Annotated in this window: 17 protein-coding genes; 9 read left to right on the top strand and 8 right to left on the bottom strand. The window is 59.2% G+C overall.

What is annotated here, in order from left to right; all coding sequences use genetic code 11:
* Window positions 1-280: 280 nt before the first annotated feature.
* The gene (locus O9X91_RS11535; protein WP_269833939.1) at window positions 281-2065 is read right to left on the bottom strand and encodes a methyl-accepting chemotaxis protein; all 1785 of its coding nucleotides are present in this window, start codon (window positions 2063-2065) and stop codon (window positions 281-283) included.
* A 275-nt stretch (window positions 2066-2340) separates the two neighbouring features.
* Here O9X91_RS11535 and O9X91_RS11530 point away from each other — a divergent pair, with 275 nt between their 5' ends.
* The 5 genes from O9X91_RS11530 to O9X91_RS11510 all read left to right on the top strand — a co-directional run bounded on the left by O9X91_RS11530 (window position 2341) and on the right by O9X91_RS11510 (window position 7434).
* Complete coding sequence (locus O9X91_RS11530; protein WP_142913940.1) at window positions 2341-2814, top strand: VOC family protein; 474 nt, start codon at window positions 2341-2343, stop codon at window positions 2812-2814.
* A gap of 259 nt (window positions 2815-3073) precedes the next feature.
* Window positions 3074-4417 (top strand): extracellular solute-binding protein, encoded by a 1344-nt coding sequence (locus O9X91_RS11525; protein ID WP_269833938.1) that lies wholly within the window; start codon window positions 3074-3076, stop codon window positions 4415-4417.
* 81 nt (window positions 4418-4498) lie between these two features.
* The gene (locus tag O9X91_RS11520) at window positions 4499-5389 is read left to right on the top strand and encodes a carbohydrate ABC transporter permease (protein ID WP_077984174.1); all 891 of its coding nucleotides are present in this window, start codon (window positions 4499-4501) and stop codon (window positions 5387-5389) included.
* 7 nt (window positions 5390-5396) lie between these two features.
* Complete coding sequence (locus tag O9X91_RS11515; protein ID WP_077984175.1) at window positions 5397-6281, top strand: ABC transporter permease subunit; 885 nt, start codon at window positions 5397-5399, stop codon at window positions 6279-6281.
* Between the two features lie 31 nt (window positions 6282-6312).
* On the top strand, window positions 6313-7434 hold the full coding sequence (locus tag O9X91_RS11510) for a sn-glycerol-3-phosphate import ATP-binding protein UgpC (RefSeq protein WP_137412082.1): 1122 nt from the start codon (window positions 6313-6315) through the stop codon (window positions 7432-7434).
* A gap of 114 nt (window positions 7435-7548) precedes the next feature.
* Here the strand turns inward: O9X91_RS11510 and O9X91_RS11505 are convergent, their stop codons facing one another.
* From O9X91_RS11505 to O9X91_RS11475, 7 genes are all read right to left on the bottom strand, one after another.
* Window positions 7549-8376 (bottom strand): carbohydrate ABC transporter permease, encoded by an 828-nt coding sequence (locus O9X91_RS11505; protein ID WP_063949887.1) that lies wholly within the window; start codon window positions 8374-8376, stop codon window positions 7549-7551.
* Window positions 8373-9257: a carbohydrate ABC transporter permease gene (locus tag O9X91_RS11500; RefSeq protein WP_162520600.1), complete on the bottom strand. Its 885-nt coding sequence runs from the start codon at window positions 9255-9257 to the stop codon at window positions 8373-8375. The genes O9X91_RS11505 and O9X91_RS11500 overlap by 4 nt, the downstream gene beginning before the upstream one ends.
* Before the next feature lie 67 nt (window positions 9258-9324).
* On the bottom strand, window positions 9325-10599 hold the full coding sequence (locus tag O9X91_RS11495; protein WP_269834307.1) for an extracellular solute-binding protein: 1275 nt from the start codon (window positions 10597-10599) through the stop codon (window positions 9325-9327).
* A 75-nt stretch (window positions 10600-10674) separates the two neighbouring features.
* Entirely contained in the window at window positions 10675-11748 is a 1074-nt protein-coding gene (locus O9X91_RS11490; RefSeq protein WP_269833937.1) for an ABC transporter ATP-binding protein, read from the bottom strand.
* 7 nt (window positions 11749-11755) lie between these two features.
* Window positions 11756-13267 (bottom strand): arabinosylfuranosidase ArfA, encoded by a 1512-nt coding sequence (gene arfA, locus O9X91_RS11485; protein WP_080796248.1) that lies wholly within the window; start codon window positions 13265-13267, stop codon window positions 11756-11758.
* 121 nt (window positions 13268-13388) lie between these two features.
* A complete protein-coding gene (locus O9X91_RS11480) occupies window positions 13389-14318 on the bottom strand; it encodes an ArsR/SmtB family transcription factor (protein WP_142913943.1) in 930 nt (309 codons plus the stop codon).
* A 182-nt stretch (window positions 14319-14500) separates the two neighbouring features.
* Window positions 14501-15793, bottom strand: a complete 1293-nt coding sequence (locus O9X91_RS11475) for an ABC transporter substrate-binding protein (RefSeq protein ID WP_142913944.1) — start codon at window positions 15791-15793, stop codon at window positions 14501-14503.
* 112 nt (window positions 15794-15905) lie between these two features.
* On the opposite strand from O9X91_RS11475, the gene O9X91_RS11470 reads away from it, so the two are divergent.
* Genes O9X91_RS11470 through O9X91_RS11455 form a run of 4 tightly spaced genes read left to right on the top strand, consistent with a single transcriptional unit; the run spans window position 15906 to window position 20626 of the window.
* Entirely contained in the window at window positions 15906-16970 is a 1065-nt protein-coding gene (locus O9X91_RS11470) for a LacI family DNA-binding transcriptional regulator (protein WP_142913945.1), read from the top strand.
* Complete coding sequence (locus tag O9X91_RS11465; RefSeq protein ID WP_269833936.1) at window positions 16963-18840, top strand: DUF2264 domain-containing protein; 1878 nt, start codon at window positions 16963-16965, stop codon at window positions 18838-18840. Before O9X91_RS11470 ends, O9X91_RS11465 begins: the two co-directional genes overlap by 8 nt.
* Window positions 18837-19853, top strand: coding sequence for a hydroxyacid dehydrogenase (locus tag O9X91_RS11460; RefSeq protein ID WP_269833935.1), 1017 nt, complete (start codon window positions 18837-18839; stop codon window positions 19851-19853). The genes O9X91_RS11465 and O9X91_RS11460 overlap by 4 nt, the downstream gene beginning before the upstream one ends.
* Entirely contained in the window at window positions 19850-20626 is a 777-nt protein-coding gene (locus tag O9X91_RS11455) for a sugar phosphate isomerase/epimerase family protein (RefSeq protein WP_269833934.1), read from the top strand. The genes O9X91_RS11460 and O9X91_RS11455 overlap by 4 nt, the downstream gene beginning before the upstream one ends.
* Window positions 20627-20907 lie beyond the last annotated feature (281 nt).

Below are 20907 nucleotides of genomic sequence, written 5' to 3'. Positions count from 1 at the left end.
CTCCAGACACGATGTGCCGATTATCGGCCAATCCGGAAGATATGCCCAGCTTTGCGGCTTGTCATCACGTATCGAACATCGAACGGACTGGCGCGATCGGACGGGACGAGGACGGCGGGCAGCCACTTTCAAGTCAGTAATGGACCGTCAATATTCTCTCGACGTCATCATCGGCCCTGTGCCACTGCCATCAGGAATTTAAACCGGATGGCAGTGGCACAGGACCGATGACGAGAGAATATGGGCTCACCACCGGCTTCACAGGAACTGAGGCCTCACTCTAAAAGTCCTGCCACTCCTCATGCTTGACGGCAACCGCAGCGGAACCGCGCGCTGCAAGCGGGCGGGATGCGCTGCGATGCGAGCTCGCCGGCGCAGATTGCTGCTCGAAGCCGCTGCGCGCAGAGGCGGAGGAGCGCGGAGTGTCATCGAACCGGAATTGCCCGAGAAGTTCGAACAGGGCCGCCGCTTCCCGCGCAAGGCTGTGGCTTGCGGCGGTCTGCTCCTCGACCATGGCGGCGTTCTGCTGGGTGCCCTGATCCACAGTGTTGACCGCCTGATTGATTTCCGCAAGCGCCGTGGACTGTTCGCGCGCGGCATCGACAATCGCGACGACATTGGTGTTGATGTCATGCACCTGCTCGGCGATCTCCTGCAGGGCCGAGCCGGCCCTTGTGACAAGGCCGACACCGTTCTCCACCTGCGCCCCGGAGGCATTGATCAGGCTCTTGATTTCCTTGGCAGCCGTTGCCGAACGCTGTGCGAGTTCGCGAACCTCCTGCGCAACCACGGCAAAACCCTTGCCCGCCTCGCCGGCACGGGCGGCTTCAACACCTGCATTCAATGCCAGAAGATTGGTCTGGAAGGCGATTTCGTCGATCACGCCGATAATATTGGAAATCTCTCGCGATGATTTTTCGATCTGGTCCATGGCGCCGATCGCATCGCGCACCACCTGGCCCGAATGTTCCGCGTGGTCACGGGCGCGGGCAACGATCTTGCCAGCCTCTTCGGCACGGCGGCTGGAATCGTTGACGGCGGTGGTGATTTCCTCCAGTGCAGCTGCCGTTTCTTCGATGGAGGCGGCCTGCTGCTCCGTGCGTCTGGCGAGATCGTCGGCAGCAGACCTGATCTCGTTGGAACCGGAAGAAATGGCGCCTGCATTTTCAGACACCAGCGTCATGGCCCTTTTCAGCTTTTCCGAAGCCGCGTTGAAATCCGTGCGCAATCTATCAAGCGAGGGGATGAAGGGCTTGTCGATGTTCTGGGCAAGATCGCCCTCGGCCAGATCGGTGAGGCACTGCGCCAGCTTTTCGACATTCTCGACGCGGCCGGTCACGTCAGTCGCGAATTTGACGACCTTGAACACCTTGCCGTTGAGATCGAAGATCGGGTTATAGGACGCCTGAATGAAGACCTTGCGGCCGCCCTTGCCAAGCCGCATGAACTCGTCCGCCACGAGATCGCCGCCGGCCAGCCTTTCCCAGAACTGCTTATATTGCGGCGACTGCGTATAGGCCGGTTCGCAGAACATGGAATGGTGCCTGCCCTGCACCTCCGCCAGCGAATAACCGAGCGCGGCCAGAAAATTCTCGTTTGCGGTCAAAACCTCGCCGTTCGGGGAGAATTCAATGATGGCTTGCGCCCGAGACAGGGCGTCGATCTTGCCCGCGTCTTCCGCCGCCTTCAGTTTGCGGTCGGTAATATCGGTGGCGATCTTGACCACTTTCACCGGCTTGCCGCGACGAAACACCGGATTGTAGGACGCCTCGATCCAGACTTCCCGGCCGCCCTTGCCGATGCGCTTATATTGCCGCTGATCGAACTGACCGGCCGAAAGCTTGGACCAGAAGGCCCTGTAATCCTCAGAAGACACAACCGCAGGTTCCACGAACATGCTGTGGTGCCTGCCGAGGATTTCCGAAAGCTCGTAACCGAGCGCCCGACAGAAATTCTCGTTGGCGTTGAGAATTTTTCCCGAAAGGTCGAATTCAATGATGGCCTGGGATTTGGAAAGCGCGGCAAGAACCGCAAAAGCATTGGCACCACGATCAAGAATACTCACGCGCAGTCCTCCATTAGAAAGGGATGATTTCTATTCAAAATCATTAGTGAATATTATGATTGCATTCTTAAATAATATTTAAGGATAAAGTTGATGTTCGTCATCTGCGGTTGCGGAAACCGTGGCAGAGTGGTGTCTATCGATGTTCCCTTGCCGCCGTTCTTTTTTGGAACGTTCAAGACTTGGCCGCATTCTATACCGAATGGGGAACCGGCAATTGCCGGCGCATTTACGTGCCGGCACGAGGGCGATTCCAACTTGGGAGGAACACACAGATGGAAAAGAACACGATCTGTATCTGGTACGACAAGGATGCCGAGGCCGCGGCCAGATTTTACGCCGAAACCTTTCCGGATAGCGCGGTAACCGGTGTTCACCATGCGCCGAGCGACTTTCCCTCCGGTAAGAAGGGAGACGTGCTGACGGTGCAGTTCACCGTTGCAGGCATCCCCTGCATCGGCCTCAATGGCGGACCGGTCTTCAAGCAGAGCGAGGCGTTCTCCTTCCAGATATCGACCGAAGACCAGGAAGAAACCGACCGTTACTGGAACGCCATCGTCGGCAATGGCGGTGAGGAAAGCGCCTGCGGCTGGTGCAAGGATAGATGGGGCGTTTCCTGGCAGATCACGCCGCGCGTGCTGATGGAGGCCATGGCCGCCGGCGGCGCGGAGGCCAAACGCGCCTTCGACGCGATGATGGACATGAAGAAAATCGACGTCGCCGCCATCGAGGCTGCACGTCGCGGTTGACTGGAAAAAGCTGTTCAGCAGTAAGTAGCGACGCAATCCGGAAACAGTAAGTGCTTGATAAACAAGGTTACATTCCGATTTTCCGCATTTGTCGCACTTTTTTCGCCGCGCAGAATACGCTGCGCGGCCAGTCATCATAAAACGTTCAACAAAATGTAAGCGATCCGTTAAATACGACTGTTAGCAGAGCCCGTGGCTACGTGCCGGGGACATGAGGTCCTTGCCGAGCAGGCCATCATTCCATCAACGGGGCTAACTCATGAAATCTTCCGCTCTGACTTCCTTCGTGGCCGGCGTCGCCATCGCCGCCGCCTTCGGCGCCACGGCCGCCCAGGCAGAAAAGACCAAGTTCGAATTCTGGTACGGTCTTTCCGGCGATCTCGGCGACCGCGTGCAGGAAACCTGCAAGAAGTTCAACGAATCCCAGACCGAATTCGAGATCGTCTGCACCTCGCAAAACGATTACGAATCCACCCTGCAGAACACCATTGCCGCGTATCGTGCCAAGAAGCAGCCCGCCATCACCCAGATTTATGACGCCGGCACGCTGGACATGATGCTGTCCAAGGCTTTCGTTCCAGCCAAGAAGCTGATGGCTGACAATGGTTACAAGATCGACTGGGACAATTACTTCCCCGGCATCGCCAATTATTACGCCACGGCCGCAGGCGAGCTGAATTCCTTCCCCTATAATTCTTCGACCGCGATGTTCTATTACAACGTCGACGCTTTCGAAAAAGCCGGCGTCACTTTCAAGCCCGACACCTGGGAACAGGTCGAAGAGGCTTCGAAAAAGCTGAAAGCCGCCGGCTTCGAATGCCCGCTCGCCTTCAATTTCGACACATGGATGCTGATGGAGCAGTTCTCCGCCATCCACAACCAGCCGATCGCCACCAGGGCGAATGGTTATCAGGGCCTCGACGCGGAACTTGCGATCAACAAGACCAAGTTCGTCGACCATGTGAAATTCTTCAAGAAGATGCAGGACGAGAAGCTGTTCGTCGTCAAGACCAAGCAGCTCGGCATGGATATCCTGCCGGCCTTCACCTCCCAGACCTGCCAGATGTTCATGACCTCCATCGCCAACCACGGCACCGTTGGCAAATCCATGCCGGAAGGCGTGAAGTGGGACGTCGCCATGCTGCCGATCTGGAAGGGCACGGAGCGTCACAACTCGCTGGTGGGCGGCGCTTCGCTATGGGTCATGGCCGGTCGTCCGGACGCCGAATACAAGGGTGCGGCCGCATTCCTGAACTTCATCGCCCAGCCTGATATGGTTGAATGGTGGTCGACGGTCACCGGTTACATTCCGGTCACCAAGACCGGCTTCGACGCCATGAAGGCCAACGGTTTTTACGACAAGGCTCCCTATAAGGGCCGCGAAAAGGCCATCGAAAGCCTGACGTTCACGCCGCCGTCCGACTATACCCGCGGCATCCGCCTCGGCGGTTTCACGCAGATCCGCAAGGAAGTCGCCACCTCGCTCGAAGCCATCTTCATGCAGAACGCGGATATCCAGGCTGAACTCGACAAGGCCGTCGAGCGCGCCAATACCGGCCTGCGCCGCTTCGAAAAGACCTATGAAAGCGCCAAGCTGAACTAAGCCCGCTTTCATCGCCGTCAAAGGCCTGTCCGGACATGGTTCGGGCAGGCCCGCCGAATTCTCGAACCCTGCCGGTTTCCAATGGAAAAGCGTACCGTCTTCAAAAGCACATGGCTGCCTGTGCTCTTCGCCCTGCCGCAGTTCCTGCTCATCCTCTTGTTCTTCTATTGGCCGGTTGCGGCGGTGCTGAACTGGGCATTCACCCTGGAGCCGCCTTTCGGCGGCCAGGCGGAATTCGTCGGTTTAGCCAATTTCATCGAAACCTTCGGCGATCCGCTTTATTGGCAATCGATCCTCACCAGCCTGATATTTGCGGTGGCCGGGCCGTTTTTCGCGATCCTCATCGGCCTTGTGCTCGCCCTTGCGGTCGATCGCCAGCTTCCCGGCTCCGGCTTTTTCCGGGTGCTTTATATCCTGCCCTACGCGATTGCCGGTCCCGCCGCCGGCATGGCCTTCCGTTTCATCCTGTCGCCTGAACGCGGCATCGCCGCATCGCTGAATTCCTGGTGGCCCGATATCTGGAACCCTGCAAAATACGGCGAGCACGCGCTCATCCTTGTCATCGTCATCTTCATCTGGAAATGGGCGGGCTACACCTTCATCTTCCTGTTCGCCGGCCTGCAATCCGTGCCGCGTTCGCTGACGGAGGCCGCCGCCATGGACGGCTCCGGGCCCGTTCGCCGCGCCATCGACATTCAGGTGCCGCTGCTGGCCCCGACCCTGTTCTTTCTCACCGTCATCATGATGACCGAAGGTTTCGTTGGCGCCGATACGTTCGGCATCGTCGCCTCCACCACGGAGGGCGGCCCCAACCACGCCACCGAAGTGATGGTCTACCGCATCGTCAGCGAGGCCTTCGAGGGACTGAACTATTCCGGCGCCTCGGCGCAGAGCCTCGTCCTCATCGGCCTCATCATGGTCTTCACCTTCATCCAGTTCCGCTTCGTCGAGCGGCAAGTCCATTACAAGTGAGGCGGCGATGATCCAGCGCACACCCTATGCCGACGCCCTGACCTATGCGATCATGGTGGCCGGTTTCTTCCTGCTCATCGGCCCCTTCATCGTCGTCATTTCCGGCGCCAGCCAGTCGGTCCAGCAGGTCAACAGCGTCCCCTTCAACTTCATGCCGCAGGGCGAATTCTTCACAAATGCACAGGCGGCATGGCAACGCGCCAATCTCGGCAATGCCCTCCTCAACAGCATGATCATGGCGACGCTGGTGACCATCGGCAAGGTGGCCCTTTCGGCCTTCACCGCCTTTGCCATCGTATTCTTCCGCTCGCCGCTCAGGCATCTGTTCTTCTGGACGGTGTTCATCACCCTTATGCTGCCGCTCGAAGTGCGCGTGGTGCCAACCTATTCGGTCGCCGCCGATGTTTTCCAGCCGTTCCGCTCGGTCCTCGGCCTGTTCGGCATCGAGATCACCCTCGAATGGAACCTGCTGAACTCCTATGCCGGCCTCACTCTTCCGTTGATCGCCACCGCCACCGGCACCTTTCTTTACCGGCAGTTCTTCATGACGATCCCAGACGAACTGGCGGAAGCCGCGCGCATGGACGGTTCGGGTGCGGCACGTTTCTTTGTGGATATGCTGCTGCCACTGTCGCGCACCAACATGCTGGCGCTCACCACCATCATGTTCGTTTATGCCTGGAACCAGTATCTGTGGCCGCTGCTGATGATCACCGACCCGTCCTACAAGACGGTGATGATGTCGCTGCGCGCGCTTCTGCCCGCCGATGACGGCACGCCGGACTGGAACGTCACGCTGGCCGGTTCCCTCATCATCATCCTGCCGCCGCTCCTCGTCGTGGCCTTCCTGCAACGCTGGTTCGTCCGCGGTCTCGTCTCGTCCGACAAGTGACAGCGCGGCTTTCAACAAAGGTTTTATAATCATGGCTCAGATCGATATCCGTCAGGTCCGCAAATCCTATGGCAAGACGCCCACCCTGCACGGCGTGGACCTCTCTTTCGGTTCCGGCGAATTCGTCGTCATCCTCGGCCCCTCGGGCTGCGGCAAATCCACGCTTCTGCGCATGATCGCCGGTCTGGAGGATATCACCTCCGGCGAGATCGCCATTGGCGGGCGTGTGGTCAACATGCTGGAACCGCGTGAGCGCGGCTGCGCCATGGTGTTTCAGAACTACGCGCTTTATCCGCATATGTCAGTTGCCGGTAATATCGGTTATGCGCTGAAAGTCGCCGGCGTTGCGAAAGCCGAACGCCAGCGCCGCGTTGAGGAGACAGCAAAGATCGTCGGCCTTTCCGATTATCTGGAGCGCAAGCCGGCAGCCCTTTCCGGCGGCCAGCGCCAGCGCGTCGCCATGGCCCGCGCCATCATCCGCGAACCTGCGGTGTTTCTATTCGACGAGCCGCTCTCCAACCTCGACGCCAAGCTGCGCGTGACCATGCGCGCGGAGATCCGCAAGCTGCACCAGCGCCTCTCCGCCACCTCCATCTTCGTCACTCATGATCAGGTGGAGGCCATGACGCTGGCCGACCGGCTGGTCGTGATGAACAAGGGCAATGTCGAGCAGGTCGGCCATCCGCTGGATATCTATCACCGCCCGGCCAGCACCTTCGTGGCGTCCTTCATCGGCTCGCCGGCCATGAACCTGTTCAGCACAAGGGTGGAGGTGGAATCCCCCGCCGTGATGCTGAATGGCGCGCCGGTGAAACTATTCCCCGAAATCGCGCTGGAACTGCGCGGTCGCGACGTTACGGTCGGTATCCGCCCGGAGCAGTGCGTGGTCAGCACGGATGGCGCCGGCGTACCGGCGGTTGTTGATTTCGTCGAAGAATTGGGCTCGGGCCGCATCGTGCATGCCGATATCGCAGGCGAGACCTTTTCCGCCGCCATCGGTGAGGACCTTTCCGTAAAACCCGGCCAGCGCATCCATCTCGATCTTCCACCCGCCCATCTTCATTTTTTCGATCCGGCCACCGGCAAACGGATCGAAGCGGAAGGTATGGCGGAGACACCCAGAAGCATAAACGAGAAGCTGCTCGCGGTTTGACCCTTCTGCGAGACATGTCCGGCACGGTTTGGAATATTCTCTCTCCGCGCCGGACCCGCAATTAAGATCAAGCCTGTTTGGCAGGCGCGTCGCATCATGCGACGGGTGCGGCCGTCACCCTTTTACGCCTGACGAAATCATGATCGCTTCCGTTACACGCCGCTGGAAGATGACATAGGCGATGATGACCGGCAGCGCCGCCAGCATGGCGATGGCCATCAGCCGCGCATAGGCGACCCCGAAAGTGTCGTTGACCTGGGTGATGCCAACAGGGATGGTCATCATGTTTTCCGAGGTGACGACGAGGAAGGGCCAGAAGAAGGCGTTCCACACCGTGATGAACGTCACAATCGCCATAGCGGTGGTGATGCCCCAGTTAAGCGGCAGATAGACCTTAAAAAGAATGGTATATTCGCCGCCGCCATCCAGAACTACCGCCTCGCGCATCTCCTTCGGCACGCTGTCGAAGAACTGCTTGTAGACAATGATGACGATGGGCGTGATGAGCTGCGGCAGGATGATGCCCGCCCAGGTGTTGATAAGGTTAAGGTTCTTCATCAGGATGAATTGCGTGACGACCAGCGTCTGCGCCGGCACCATGAAACTGGCCAGCACGATGCCATAAAGCAGCCGCCGGCCCGGAAAACGTATCTGCGACAGGGCATAAGCACATAACATCGAGATCAGCAGCACCGACACGGTGACGATGGCCGCCGTGCCAACGGAGTTGATGTACCAGTTCATCAATTTCGTGTTGAAGATGGCGCTGACATAAGCGCTCAGCCGGAATTCATCGGGGATCAATGATGTGTTGCCGGCAACATTCTCATCCGAACGGATGGACGTCACGAACGTCCAGTAGAGCGGGAAAATCCAGACCAGTGCGGCCGAAAAGGTCAGCACGGTCAGGATAATGTTTTCTAGTCTTCTTGTGAGGCTCATGAGTTCCTCCGGATGCGCAGCAGCTGGAACTGGAGAATGGAAACGATCATGATCAGCAGGAACAGCACGGTAGCGACAGCGGAGGCGTAACCGCCATTGTTGAGCTGGAAGGCTTCACGATAGACTTTGAGAAGCAGCACGAAGCTGGAATTGAAGGGTCCGCCGCCGCTGAGCAGATAAATCTGGTCGAATATCTTCAGTTGCAGGATCAGTTGCAGAGTGAGCACGAGAGCTGTCACCGGCCATAACAGCGGCCAGGTGACGCGCCAGAAGCGTTGCCACGTCGTTGCACCGTCCAGCGAGGCAGCCTCATAAAGCTCAGCCGGAATATTGCGAAGGCCCGCGATGAACAGCAACACGTTGAAGCCATTCGTCCACCAGATGGTGACGACGGCGACCATGGGCATCACCCAATATGGGTTCTTGAATACCGCGACCGGCTTTCCGGCAATCAGCGAAATCACCGGTTGGAGAATACCGAACTGCAGATCGAGCATCCATGCCCAGATTTCAGTGACGACAGACACCGGCAGCACATAGGGCAGGAAGAACAGGCTCATTGCGATCGTCTGCTTGACACCCGACAGGCGGCTGACGGCAAGAGCAATCATCAGGGCGATGACTGTTGTCGGCACGACAGTCAGAAGCACGAAATAGCCGTTATTCTTGAGGGAGGTGACGAAAAGCTTGTCACTCAGCAACTTGGTGTAGTTGGCCAGCCCTACCCAGTCACCGTCGCCAATCAGCGGCGCATTGGTAAAACTGATGCGCACCATCTCGATCAAAGGATAAAGGAAGAAGGTGACGAAGACCACGATGAACGGCGTCACCATCGACAGCGCGATCAGCGATTTCTTGCGCCGGTTTTCAATCATAGCCATGGGATATCTCCGGGACCTCATGCATTGCAGGCACCCTCCGGCCATAGACCGGAGGGCTGGTTTCCTGTCACTTCAGCTTGCTTTGCAGCTCTTCCTTGATCTGTGCCACCGCATCCGTGCCACTCATGAAGCCCTGAATGGCCGGCGCGATGACGTTGAGCGCCGCATCATAAGCGGGTGAGGCAACGCCGGTGATCGTCGTTTTCGGATCGAACACAGCTGCTTCCGCAAGCGACGCATAGGTCGCATTCGGCTGCATCGCCTTGTAGTCGCTGCCTTCGGTGATCGATTTATAGGCCGGGATATGGCCGGCATCGGCCCAGCTGATGGCGTGTTTTTCCATCCAGCCGATCACTTTCATGACGGCTGCGCGCTTCTCACCCGAAACGGTCTTGTCGCCCTGGTTGGGGATGGCAAAGGCGTGTGAATCCGCCCAGGTGGCGCGTTTGCCCATGAAGGGTGGAACCTCGAACGCGCTCCATTTGAAGCCCAGCTTGTTGTTCTTCTCCAGATCCTTGTAGGTCGGCACTTCCCAGACGCCATTCAACTGGAAGGCGGATTTCCCGGCAGAGAAAAGCGCGACGGAAGCAGGATATTCCGCCTGCTCGGGCGCCCAGCCGTTTTCACGCCATTTCGACATGGTGTCGATTGCCTTGGCGGCCTTTTCGGCATTGTCGCCAGCCAGAACCTCGCCATTGGTGACGAGTTCGCCGCCCTGTTGCGAGAACAACGTATAGAAGACACGCCAGACCCCGGCTTCTCCGCCGGACTGATAGGTCACCGGTGTCTCGACGCCTTTCTCCTTCGCCCAGGCCAACGCCTTCTCAAAGTCATCCATCGTCTTGATGCCGGTCAGCTTGCCCTCGGCATCGATATAGGGCGAGCCTTTGAGAAGATCGGCATTGTAGTAAAGAATAAGCGCGTGAATATCGAAAGGCACGGCATAAAGCTTGCCGTCATGGGTCGCCGCCTCAAGCGGGGCGCTGAAGAAATCGTCTTTCTTCAGTCCCGCATCTTCAAGGTCCTTGTCGGTGATTTCGCTCAGCACCTTTTCCTGCAGCGCCAGGGGCGCGCGGGACAGATGATAGGTCATGACGTCAGGGCCCTCGCCGACGGCTGAGGCGGTTCGCACCTTGGTATAAAAGGGCACGCCCCACTCCAGTGTCGTTCCCTTGACCTGAATATCCGGGTGCTCCTTGTTGAAAGCATCGATCAACGCCTTCATGCGCACGCCGTCGCCGCCGGACAGAAAGTCCCACCAGACGATATCCTGTTTGGCCAGCGCCGGCAGGGCAGTCAAACCCAGAACCGTGCCAACAAGCAATGTCTTGATCAGTCGCATCGTTCACTCCTCCCGTTTATGTGGAAACACCCCTTGAAGAGGCGGTCTGCTCAATCGAAAGGCGCCTCCTCGCGCCTATCGCAATCTCTTGCCGTCGCTGTCGAACACCAGAATGTGTTCGGGCGAAGCGCTGAGCGACACGGACCGGCCATCCAGACTCTCGCGTGAGCCCTGCCGCTGCACGATGATTTCCTTGCCCGAGGGCGCGCGGGTGTAGAGATAGGAAACATCCCCCAGCTCCTCCGCCACCTCGACATTGACGGGCAAGGCGCCCTCCTGCGTTATCGTCAGATGCTCGGGCCGAACGCCGATCTCGACCCGCTGGCCGGCGGAAACAGGCTGCGAAAGCCGTGCTTCGAGATGTCTTTCGCCGCCATCGAGCGAAAGCGTCACGACGCCGTTTCGCTGTTCGACAATCTGCGCCTGCAGGAAGTTCATCGCTGGTGAGCCGATGAAGCCCGCGACGAACCGGTTGTCCGGATCGTCATAAAGGGTGAGCGGCGCACCCGCCTGCTGCACGACGCCGCCCTTCAGCACGAAAATCCTGTCCGCAAGCGTCATGGCCTCCACCTGGTCATGCGTGACATAGATCATCGTCGCGCCCAGCCTGCGGTGAAGCCGGGTCAGTTCCAGCCGCATCTGCACACGCAGTTCGGCGTCCAGATTGGACAGCGGTTCATCGAACAGGAATACCTTCGGCTGCCGGACAATGGCGCGGCCGATGGCCACGCGCTGCCTCTGCCCGCCGGAAAGCTGCGAGGGCCGTTTGTGCAGATGCTCCTCGAGCTGGAGGACGCGCGCGGCCTCGCCCACCCTCTCCGTCACCTCCGCCTTCGGCCGGCGCGCAAGACGCAGGCTGAACGCCATGTTCTCGAACACCGTCAGATGCGGATAGAGCGCATAGTTCTGGAACACCATCGCAACGCCGCGATCCGCCGGTTCGACTGCGGTGACATCACGCTCATCGATGGCGATGCGCCCGCCGCTGGTTTCCTCTAGGCCTGCGATCATGCGCAACAGGGTCGATTTTCCGCAGCCGGAAGGCCCCACGAAGACCGCAAAGCTGCCGGCTGGAATTTCCATCGAAACATCCCGGATCGCCGCGAAGGATCCGAAGGACTTGGCGACATTGTTGAGACGGACACCCATGGTCGCCTCACTGAACCTTCAGCCGAAGCACGTGATAGGACAGCGCTGGCACCGAACCCTTCAATGCCCCGTCCTCCACGGCGACGCCACTGCCCGGCACCGGCACGACGCGATCCGGCTGGTCCGGCCCGTTGCCGACACGCAAATCGTATCCCGCCATGGCCAGATGCAGGCTGAGCGTGGCGGATGAATAGCCGGTGAAGCTGACATCGATCTCCGCCGCTTCTGTCAGATGTCGGTTGAGCACGAACAGCGTCACCACACCTTCCGCTTCGTCATAAACCCCGGCAACATCGAGATATTTGACGTCATCGGCCGCGTTGCAATCGTAAGTCGGGCAATCGACGGCGATGTTCAGCGCGACACCACGGCCATAAAGCGAGGCGAACTGATAGGGATAATAGATCGTCTGCCGCCAGGCCGGGCCGTTCTTTTCCGCCCGGATGGGGGCGATGACATTGACGAGCTGGGCGATGCAGGCGATGCGCACCCGGTCCGAACGGCGGATGAACTCGTTGAGCAGACCGGCGACGAACAGCGCATCCTCGAAGTTGTAAGTTTCCTCCAGAAGTGCGGGCGCTTCCGGCCAGTCCCAGCTCTTGATGCGTTTGCCGTCTTCTTCGCGGATGTGATACCAGACGTTCCATTCATCGAAGCAGATGGAAACATCGTTCTTGGCGCGTTTCTTCGCCTTCACGTAATCGATGACCCCGGCAATCGTCTGGATATAGCGCCCGGTTTCCTCGATCTTGCCGAAATAGTTCAGCGTGTCGCGGCTGCTATTGCCGAAATATTTGTGCAGCGAGATATGATCGACATTCTCGTAGCACTCCTCCAGCACCTCGCGCTCCCATTCGGGATAGGTCGGCATGCCGTCATTGGAACTGCCGCAGACAATCGCTTCAATCGTCGGGTCGAAGCCCTTGAAGGCCTTGGCGGTTTCATTGGCGAGGCGGCCATATTCCACAGCCGTCTTGTGGCCGATCTGCCAGGGGCCGTCCATCTCGTTGCCGAGGCACCACATTTTCACACCGTGGGGCTTTTCAGTGCCGTGGCTGCGGCGCAGATCGCTGAGAGCCGTGCCTCCTGGAAAGTTCACATATTCGAGGAAGTTGCGGGCATCGTCCAGCCCACGGGAACCGAGATTGACGGCGAGCATCATCTCGATGCCTGCCATCTGCGCCCAGTCGGCAAATTCATTGATGCCGATCTGGTTGGTTTCCTTCGAACGCCAAGCAAGGTCGAGACGGATGGGGCGCTGATCGCGCGGGCCGATGCCGTCTTCCCAGCGATAAGCTGACACGAAGTTGCCGCCGGGATAGCGGATCGCGGGAATTTTCAGGTCCTGCACGAATTTCAGGACGTCTTTGCGAAAGCCATTCGCATCCGCCTGCGGATGGCCGGGCTCATAAATCCCACCATAGATCGCACGCCCCATATGCTCGATGAAGGCGGAATAAAGACGATCGTCGATACGCCCAATCCGGAAGTCCCGGTGGACTGAAACCCGCGCTTTCATAAGGCTCTCCTCCCTGCGCATTTATATCTTAAAATATGATATGAACCATATTTGATAATATAGTTGCCGAGGGAATCCGCGCCTGTCAACCGCGAAAATCATACTTTTGAAAATTGAGGGTTCAGCCCGCGGTACGCAGGCGCAGGATGATGTCCTGATCGTAATTGCCAAAACCGCGGCCGAATATATTCAACCCGCCCGGATGTTTTGCATCGGCCTTGACCTCGATGCGCAAGCGGATGGAACGGTGGCTGGTCAGATCGATATCCGTCAGTGTCACATCCGAAATCCGGGTTCCGTCGACATAGGTTCCCTGTTCGGTGATGCGCCAGGTCTTGAGCATGCCATATTGGGAACCGGAGAGCTTCCACCAGTCCGGTGTAAACGTGCCGCGCTTGTCGCCGAAGTCGCCGGGTGAGGTCCACACCCCGATTTCCCGGCCGTTGACGGATAGCGTAATATCGGACGGCCAGTTGCTGTGCGTTCCGGGCACTTCGGAGCTGACCTCCATCGAAAACTCGATTTCCTCGACTTCCCGCCCCTGGATCTTGGCATTATTGGGGAATTGATATTCCACGAAGCCGGAGGTCAACCACAGAAGCGCCGTCTTCATGCGGTCCGGATCCATGAATGTATCGGGCACATCAAGCAGCCCGATAATTCCCTCTGGCGAGCAGATGCCGCAGGGCGCGGTGACCGAACTTTGGGTGTAAAGACCGAGCGGCATGGCGACCGCGATGTAATTTGATGTGACAGGCGCCTCGGGTTTTCGGAACGAAACGATGAGTTCGTCGCAGGTGGCGAAGCAGATTTTCTGACTTCCCTTGCGCGCCTTGCGCGTTTCGGTTCGCAGAAGCCCCGCCTCCTCGAGAACGGCCACGCCGGCGGAAACGGTGGACTGGGGGAGTTCCAGTCTCTGTGCAATTTCGTTGACGTTGAGGCCGCTCGCCTCATGCAGCAGCTTTAATATTTGCACGCGGATCAGCGACGCCGCCGCCTTCAGGACATCGAATTCTTTTTCAGCATCAACGAGGAGAAAATTGGGCGCCATATTCTAATCTTCAGATTTATCGATCCAGATCAGAATTTCTGGCTTAAATGCCATGCACTTGTCCAGTGCTGTTTGTCATACAGGCGCCTTTGAAAGGCATGAAGCGCCATTCAGCCCGGGCGCTTCACAAAAAAGAGCACCGCCACATGGCTCGACACCGTGTGGCGGCGCCCGTTTCGTCGTCAGCCGCGCTTGCGCAGGGTCCGCGTGCCGGTGTCGACGAGATTTTGCGCCGCTTCATCCACGCTGGCGCGGCCGAAGGCGAGCGAATCGGCGATGGGGCGCATCACGCCACGGTCGAACTCGTTGGCGCCGATCGGGGCGGGTTCCGGATAGGCATCGGTCTTTCCGGACAGGCTTTCGATATAATCCACCGTCTTGCGCTCGGTCTCATTGAGCGTCGGCAACAGGGCCTCGCGCACGGCCTTGGCTGGCGGCACGCCACGTTCGACGCCGAGCGCCTTGCCGGCTTCCAGATTGTTGACAAAGAAGTTGATGAACTTCGCCGCCGCTTCCGCATTGGTCGAGGTGGACGAAATGGACCAGATGAGCCCCGGCCGGTAATAATGACCTGTCGGTTTGCCCGGCCCCTCGCCCGGCAGCATGCCGATGGACAGCGTTTGTTTATTGAGCTTCTGATAACCGACAAGCTGGTTGGAATAGGCAAAGCCGATAGCCGAATTGCCGAGCGTCAGGGCGTTGGATTCGATGGTATTGTCGTCACGCGTCTGAATGTCGGCGGAAACGCAAAGCTTGTTCTCGCGCAAATCCTCCCAATAGGCGAACCATTCCTTGGCGTCTTCCTTGTTGAAGCCGATGGTGCCGTCCTGAAACAGCAGCTTGCCGCGCTGGCGCAGCCAGACATCGAAAACATAATGATAACGCGCGCCATAGGGCACGGCCCAGTAGTTCCGTTTTGCCGGACCGTTCTTCTTGAAATCGCGCGCCAGTTCCGAAAGCGCCTTCCAGGTGATCTGGTCCTGCGGCACGGAAACGCCGGCTTCCTTCAGCGTGTCGGCGTCATACATCATGCAGAAGGAATTCAGCCCGAGGCCGACGCCGTAAAGCTTGCCGTCGATGCGGCAGAGATCGACCTCGCTTTTGCCGAAGGTGGAAAGATCGAGCGACTTGCCGACGAACTGGTCCAGCTCCATGCAGGCGCCACGGCCGGAATAATCGGCAATGGTGGAAGGTTCGAGCTGGAAGATATCGGCAACGTTGCGCCCCGCCATCGATGTCGCAAGCTTGGTCCAGTAATCGGAACCGGCGATCATTTCGCCGCTGATCTCCGTTTGCGGGTTTGCCTTCTGGTAAAGGGCGATCACGTCGTTGGTGCGCTTGCTTCGGTCGGCAGATCCCCACCATACGCAGCGAAGCCGGGTTTCGGCCGCGGCCGCGCGAAAACCGCCCGCCGCCACGCCGAGACCGGCCAGCGCCGCCGTCACCAAAAATCCACGTCTGTCGATAGTTTGCATCTGCTCCTCCCGCGTTTTGCAAATTTTTCATTGACCACTTAAATTCTTGCAAATTTTCTCAGTTTGCAATATTTGCATCATATTAGATTTTTTTGCAAGCGCAGGAGACGATATGAACGATACGCCCGACATCAGCCGCCCGCGCCAGTCGGATATCGCCCAGCGCGCCGGGGTTTCCATCAGCACCGTCTCGCGCGTTCTTGCAGGGGAAAAGGGTATCAGCGCGTCGATCCAGACCAAGGTTCTGGGGGTGGCGGCGGAACTTGGTTATCCATTGCGGCCGGTCACAACCCAGACCGGCGGCGTGCCGCTGGAGGGCAAGAAAATCCTCGCCCTCATGTCCGCCGAAAGGGCGACCGGCGATATCGGCGCTTTTTATCACGATATTTTCGACATGCTGCGCAGCCTTGCCCAGACGGACGGTTTCGAACTCGACATCCGGCTTTTGCACCAGAAACAGGTGGATGATGCGCTGACCCAGCGGGTCTGCGAGGTGGACGGTCTTCTCGCCATCGGTCTCGATCCCGAGGATGAAATCATCCACCGCATCACGCAGGGTGTGCTGCAACCGGTTCTGGTCAACAGCGCCGATCCCTCGATGATGCTGGACTGCGTTTCGCCTTCCAATTTTTACGGTGGGGCGCTGGCGGCGCGGCGGCTTCTGGAACTCGGGCACCGCAAGGTCGCCTATATCGGCCCGCATCATCGCCACACCATAAGGGAGCGTATGCGCGGCTTCCGCCACACGATTCTTGAGGGAGAGGGAACGACCTATGAGGAGTTTCTGCTTTCGACGGCGGATAGCGGCTTCGGACAGGCAGGCGATGCAGTTCGCCAGCTATTGGCCAAAAACCCTGAACTCACCGGCATTTTCTGCATGAATGACGCGATTGCGCTCGGGGCGCTCGGGGCAGCGCAGGAGCTTGGCCTCGCCGTGCCGGACGATCTTTCCATCATCGGCTTCGACGACCTGCCCTTTGCAGAACTTTCCACGCCCCGTCTCAGCACCATCCGCGTCGACCGTCGAGAAATCGCCCGTGAGGCGGTGGAACTGATGCGCCGCCGGCTGACGGAACCCTCCGCCAATGCCCGTCAGGTGCAGCTTGGCGTGCAGCTGGTGGAAGGACAGACGGCCGGAAAGGCGAAAAAGACGGGAAAGGCAGCACGCGATGCATGACACCATGAGTAAGCCCACCATGGCCAGATTCAATCCGCTGCATGGCAATCCGCTCAAAAGCCGCGCCGATGTCCGACGGGCGCTGGATGACAGTTTCGCGCCGCTTCTTCCCTATTTTTCGCCGGGCGGCGCAAGAGTGACGCTCAGCGGAGCCGCCGCGCATTTCGACCGGGCGGCGGCCGATCTGGAAGGTTTCGCCCGGCCGCTCTGGGGCATCGCACCGCTTGCGCTGAGCGGCGACCAATTCGACCATTGGCCGCTTTTGGCACAGGGAATTGCCAAGGGCACCGATCCTTCCCATCCCGAATATTGGGGCGATGTGCGCCAGAAAGACCAGCGGCTGGTGGAGCTTGCAGCAATCGGGTTTGCGCTGCGGCTTGCGCCGCAGCACCTGTGGGAACCGCTTTCCGACGCGCAGAAAGACAATGTGCGGCGTTATCTGCTGGCGGCGCGCGAGCGCAATTACGCCGATAATAACTGGAAGTTCTTCCGGGTGATGGTCGATATGGCGCTTGATCATCTCGGCATCGAATTCGACCGCAGCCTGACCGAAACATTCCAGAAGGAACTGGACGAGTTCTATATTGCCGACGGCTGGTATCGTGACGGTAATTATCGCCGCATCGACCATTACATCGCCTTCGCCATGCATTTTTACGGCCTGATCTACTCGAAACTCAGCAAGCCTGACGACGCCTACGCCGCACGTTACCGGGAGCGGGCGCGCCTCTTCGCCGGCGATTTCGCCAGCTGGTTCGATGAGGATGGCGGCACGCTCGCCTTCGGCCGCTCCATGACCTATCGCTTCGCCTGCGGCGGCTTCTGGGCCGGCCTTGCCTTTGCCGATGAGGAGGCGCTGCCCTGGGGCGAAATCAAGGGGCTTTATCTGCAACATCTGCGCTGGTGGGCGAAAAAGCCGATTGCCGACCGCGACGGCGTGCTCTCCATCGGCTACGCCTATCCGCAGCTCACCATGTCCGAAAGCTATAATTCGGCGGGCTCGCCCTACTGGGCCTTCAAGGCCTTTCTGCCGCTGGCCCTGCCGGAAAGCCACCCCTTCTGGCTGGCGGAGGAAAAACAGCCTGAAACATCCGCAAATCCAAAGCCGCTCGCTCATCCCGGCATGGTGCTGATGCGGGCCGCTGGCAATGTCACGGCACTTTCCAGCGGCCAGGAAAACCTTTCCATGCGTGGCGGGCCGGAGAAATATGCCAAATTCGCCTATTCCTCGCGTTACGGTTTCGGCGTGGAAGTGGACGAGCGTGGTTTCAAGACCAATGGTTTCGACAACATGCTGGCCTTTTCCGAAGACGGCCTGCACTACCGCGTGCGCGAGACCAACGAAAAGGTTCTGCTGGCCGGGGAAAGCCTGCGGGCGACATGGAAGCCGTTCCCGGATGTGGCGGTTGAAACGACGCTGGTTGCGGCTGGCGACTGGCATATAAGGCTGCACCGGATCACCTCCGCCCGTCCCCTTTCGGTGACCGAAGGCGGCTTCGCTATCAACTGCAACGACGGCGACCGCGACGCCGTGCGCGAAGAGGCGGGCCGGGCGACTGCCGATTGCGGCACGGACATATCCGACATTGTCGATCTCGGCTCCAGCATAACCCGCCGCGGCGTGGCGCTGAAGGCGCTGCCCAACACCAATCTCGTCAACGCCAAGACCACGGTGCCGCAATTGCGGGGCGAGATTCCGGCGGGCGAAACCCTACTTGCCTGCGCGGTCTTTGCGGGGATGGCCGGGCCAGAAAGCGAAAAAGCGCTGGCGACGCCACCTGTCTTTCCGGATATGGAGGCGCTCGACAGGCTGTTTGCCGAACGGGGCGTTTCGGTCAGCAGCATGGCGGCAACGGGAGAGCCGCAATGACGAGCCCGCTTCCGCGTCTCAGCCTTGCCATGGACCCGGAGCGAACCCAGCATGTGCTGACACCGCAGGCGCTCGACAGGCTGTCGCAGAACGTCGAGATTCTCGATACGAGGCGGATCTGCGATTTCCACGATCCCGCAGTTAAAGAGCAACTGGCACGGACGGATATTCTTCTGACCGGCTGGGGCTGTCCGGATATCGGCGCGCGGGAGCTGGCGCTGATGCCGTGCCTCAGGCTGATTTCCCATGCCGCCGGCACGGTCAAATATTTCCTGTCGCAGGCGGTGTTCGATCGTGGCGTTACCGTGTGCAGTGCGGCGGAGGCGAATGCGCAGCCGGTCGCCGAATTTTCGCTGGCGATGATCCTGCTCGCCGGCAAGCGCACCTTCGGCTTCCGGCGTCTCTATCTGGAGCACCGAGATCGCGCCCCTGTCGAAGGATTGCAGGCGCAGGCCATCGGCAATCTCGGCCTCACGGTCGGCATTGTCGGCGCCTCACGCATCGGACGTCGTGTCATCAATCTGTTGCAGCCCTTCGATCTCAACCTTATCCTTTTCGACCCGCTTCTAAGCGTTGCGGAGGCGGAAAAGCTCGGTGTACGTCTCGTTTCGCTTGAGGAGCTGGTGGCGGTGAGCGACGTCATTTCCCTGCATGCGCCTTCCCTGCCGGAGACACAGCATATGATCGGCGCGGCAGCGCTTGCCCGCATGAAGGACGGCGCGACCCTGATCAATACGGCGCGCGGCGCGCTGGTGGATGAAGACGCGCTTCTGGCCGAACTGAAAACCGGACGCATCGAAGCCGTCATCGACGTGACCGACCCGGAAGTGCCGCCGCCGGATTCACCCTTCTACAGCCTGCCCAACGTGTTCCTGACGCCGCATATCGCCGGCGCCACCGGCCTTGAACGCGCAAGGCTCGGTGACATGGCGATTGCCGAAATCGAACGCTTCTGCCGCGCGGCACCCCTGCAACAGCAGGTGCGGCCGGAACATCTGGAACTGATCGCATGAGATTTTTTGAGCCGGGCCTCTGCTCCGTCACCTTCCGCTCCCTGTCGCCACAGGCCGTCATCAACCTTGCCGCCGCAAACGGCATCAAGGCAATCGAATGGGGTGCGGATATCCATGTACCGCCCGGCGATCTCGAAAATGCAAGGGATGTGGCGGCGCGGACGGCAGAGGCCGGCCTCTCCGTCTCGTCCTACGGCTCCTATATCTTTGCGCCGGATTCTACGCCGGAAGATGTGGCTGCCGTGCTCGAAACCGCAAAGGCCCTCGGTGCCGGCCATATCCGTATCTGGCCCGGCAGCCGCAAACGCCCGTCTGCCGATTACTCGCCTGGCGAACGCCGCGCGGCGGCGGAAGCACTGGCGACAATCGCCCGCCGGGCGCACGACGATCGCATCACAATCGGCCTCGAATATCACCCCAACTCACTGACGGACACCCTGCCCTCGGCCCTGCAACTCATGCAGGACTTGCCGATGCCCAACCTCTTCTTTTACTGGCAACCCGCCCCCGGACTGCCGCTGGAGGACGCACTCACGGAAATATCCGCACTCGGCTCCCGCATCTGCCATCTGCATGTCTTTGCCTGGCTCGCCGATGCCAGCCGCCTGCCGCTTGGCGAGCGCGCGGATTATTGGCGCGCGTGCATCGCTGCATTGCCGGAAAGCGGCTGGACGAAGACGGCTTATGCGATGCTGGAATTCGTCAAGGGTGACGACGTCGGTCAGTTTGTGGAAGATGCAGTGATACTTGGAGAAATTTTTGATAAGTCATAATCTCGACCAATCAATGTCTGCTCTTACCGGCTAACGGAAAAAGGTCATGCTGCCACGCCTCAAAAGCATTACAGCGAAACCGCATGGCGTGCTCACTGTTGAATGGGCAGACGGCGGCCAGTCGTCTGCTGATCTGACAGGGTGGATCGCCACCTGAGGAGAATTACTGGCTCCATTACTATCTGAGGACATTTGGAAAACCGCAACAATTGCAGATTTTGATGCGAGCGTGGAATGGGATGGCCAGCATCTGGAAATAGATGCCGACCATCTTTGCCAAA

It is taken from the genome of Agrobacterium salinitolerans (assembly GCF_027498475.1).
GTDB classification, from domain to species: Bacteria; Pseudomonadota; Alphaproteobacteria; order Rhizobiales; family Rhizobiaceae; genus Agrobacterium; species Agrobacterium salinitolerans.
Note: the sequence above shows the minus strand (reverse complement) of the source record. Positions and strands in the feature narration are given on the sequence as shown.

Coding starts and splice junctions, on each gene's coding strand:
- O9X91_RS11530 (WP_142913940.1), top strand. CDS start 2,341: ATGGAAAAGAACACGATCTGTATCTGGTACGACAAGGATGCCGAGGCC.
- O9X91_RS11525 (WP_269833938.1), top strand. CDS start 3,074: ATGAAATCTTCCGCTCTGACTTCCTTCGTGGCCGGCGTCGCCATCGCC.
- O9X91_RS11520 (WP_077984174.1), top strand. CDS start 4,499: ATGGAAAAGCGTACCGTCTTCAAAAGCACATGGCTGCCTGTGCTCTTC.
- O9X91_RS11515 (WP_077984175.1), top strand. CDS start 5,397: ATGATCCAGCGCACACCCTATGCCGACGCCCTGACCTATGCGATCATG.
- O9X91_RS11510 (WP_137412082.1), top strand. CDS start 6,313: ATGGCTCAGATCGATATCCGTCAGGTCCGCAAATCCTATGGCAAGACG.
- O9X91_RS11505 (WP_063949887.1), bottom strand. CDS start 8,376: ATGAGCCTCACAAGAAGACTAGAAAACATTATCCTGACCGTGCTGACC.
- O9X91_RS11500 (WP_162520600.1), bottom strand. CDS start 9,257: ATGGCTATGATTGAAAACCGGCGCAAGAAATCGCTGATCGCGCTGTCG.
- O9X91_RS11495 (WP_269834307.1), bottom strand. CDS start 10,599: ATGCGACTGATCAAGACATTGCTTGTTGGCACGGTTCTGGGTTTGACT.
- O9X91_RS11490 (WP_269833937.1), bottom strand. CDS start 11,748: ATGGGTGTCCGTCTCAACAATGTCGCCAAGTCCTTCGGATCCTTCGCG.
- arfA (WP_080796248.1), bottom strand. CDS start 13,267: ATGAAAGCGCGGGTTTCAGTCCACCGGGACTTCCGGATTGGGCGTATC.
- O9X91_RS11480 (WP_142913943.1), bottom strand. CDS start 14,318: ATGGCGCCCAATTTTCTCCTCGTTGATGCTGAAAAAGAATTCGATGTC.
- O9X91_RS11475 (WP_142913944.1), bottom strand. CDS start 15,793: ATGCAAACTATCGACAGACGTGGATTTTTGGTGACGGCGGCGCTGGCC.
- O9X91_RS11470 (WP_142913945.1), top strand. CDS start 15,906: ATGAACGATACGCCCGACATCAGCCGCCCGCGCCAGTCGGATATCGCC.
- O9X91_RS11465 (WP_269833936.1), top strand. CDS start 16,963: ATGCATGACACCATGAGTAAGCCCACCATGGCCAGATTCAATCCGCTG.
- O9X91_RS11460 (WP_269833935.1), top strand. CDS start 18,837: ATGACGAGCCCGCTTCCGCGTCTCAGCCTTGCCATGGACCCGGAGCGA.
- O9X91_RS11455 (WP_269833934.1), top strand. CDS start 19,850: ATGAGATTTTTTGAGCCGGGCCTCTGCTCCGTCACCTTCCGCTCCCTG.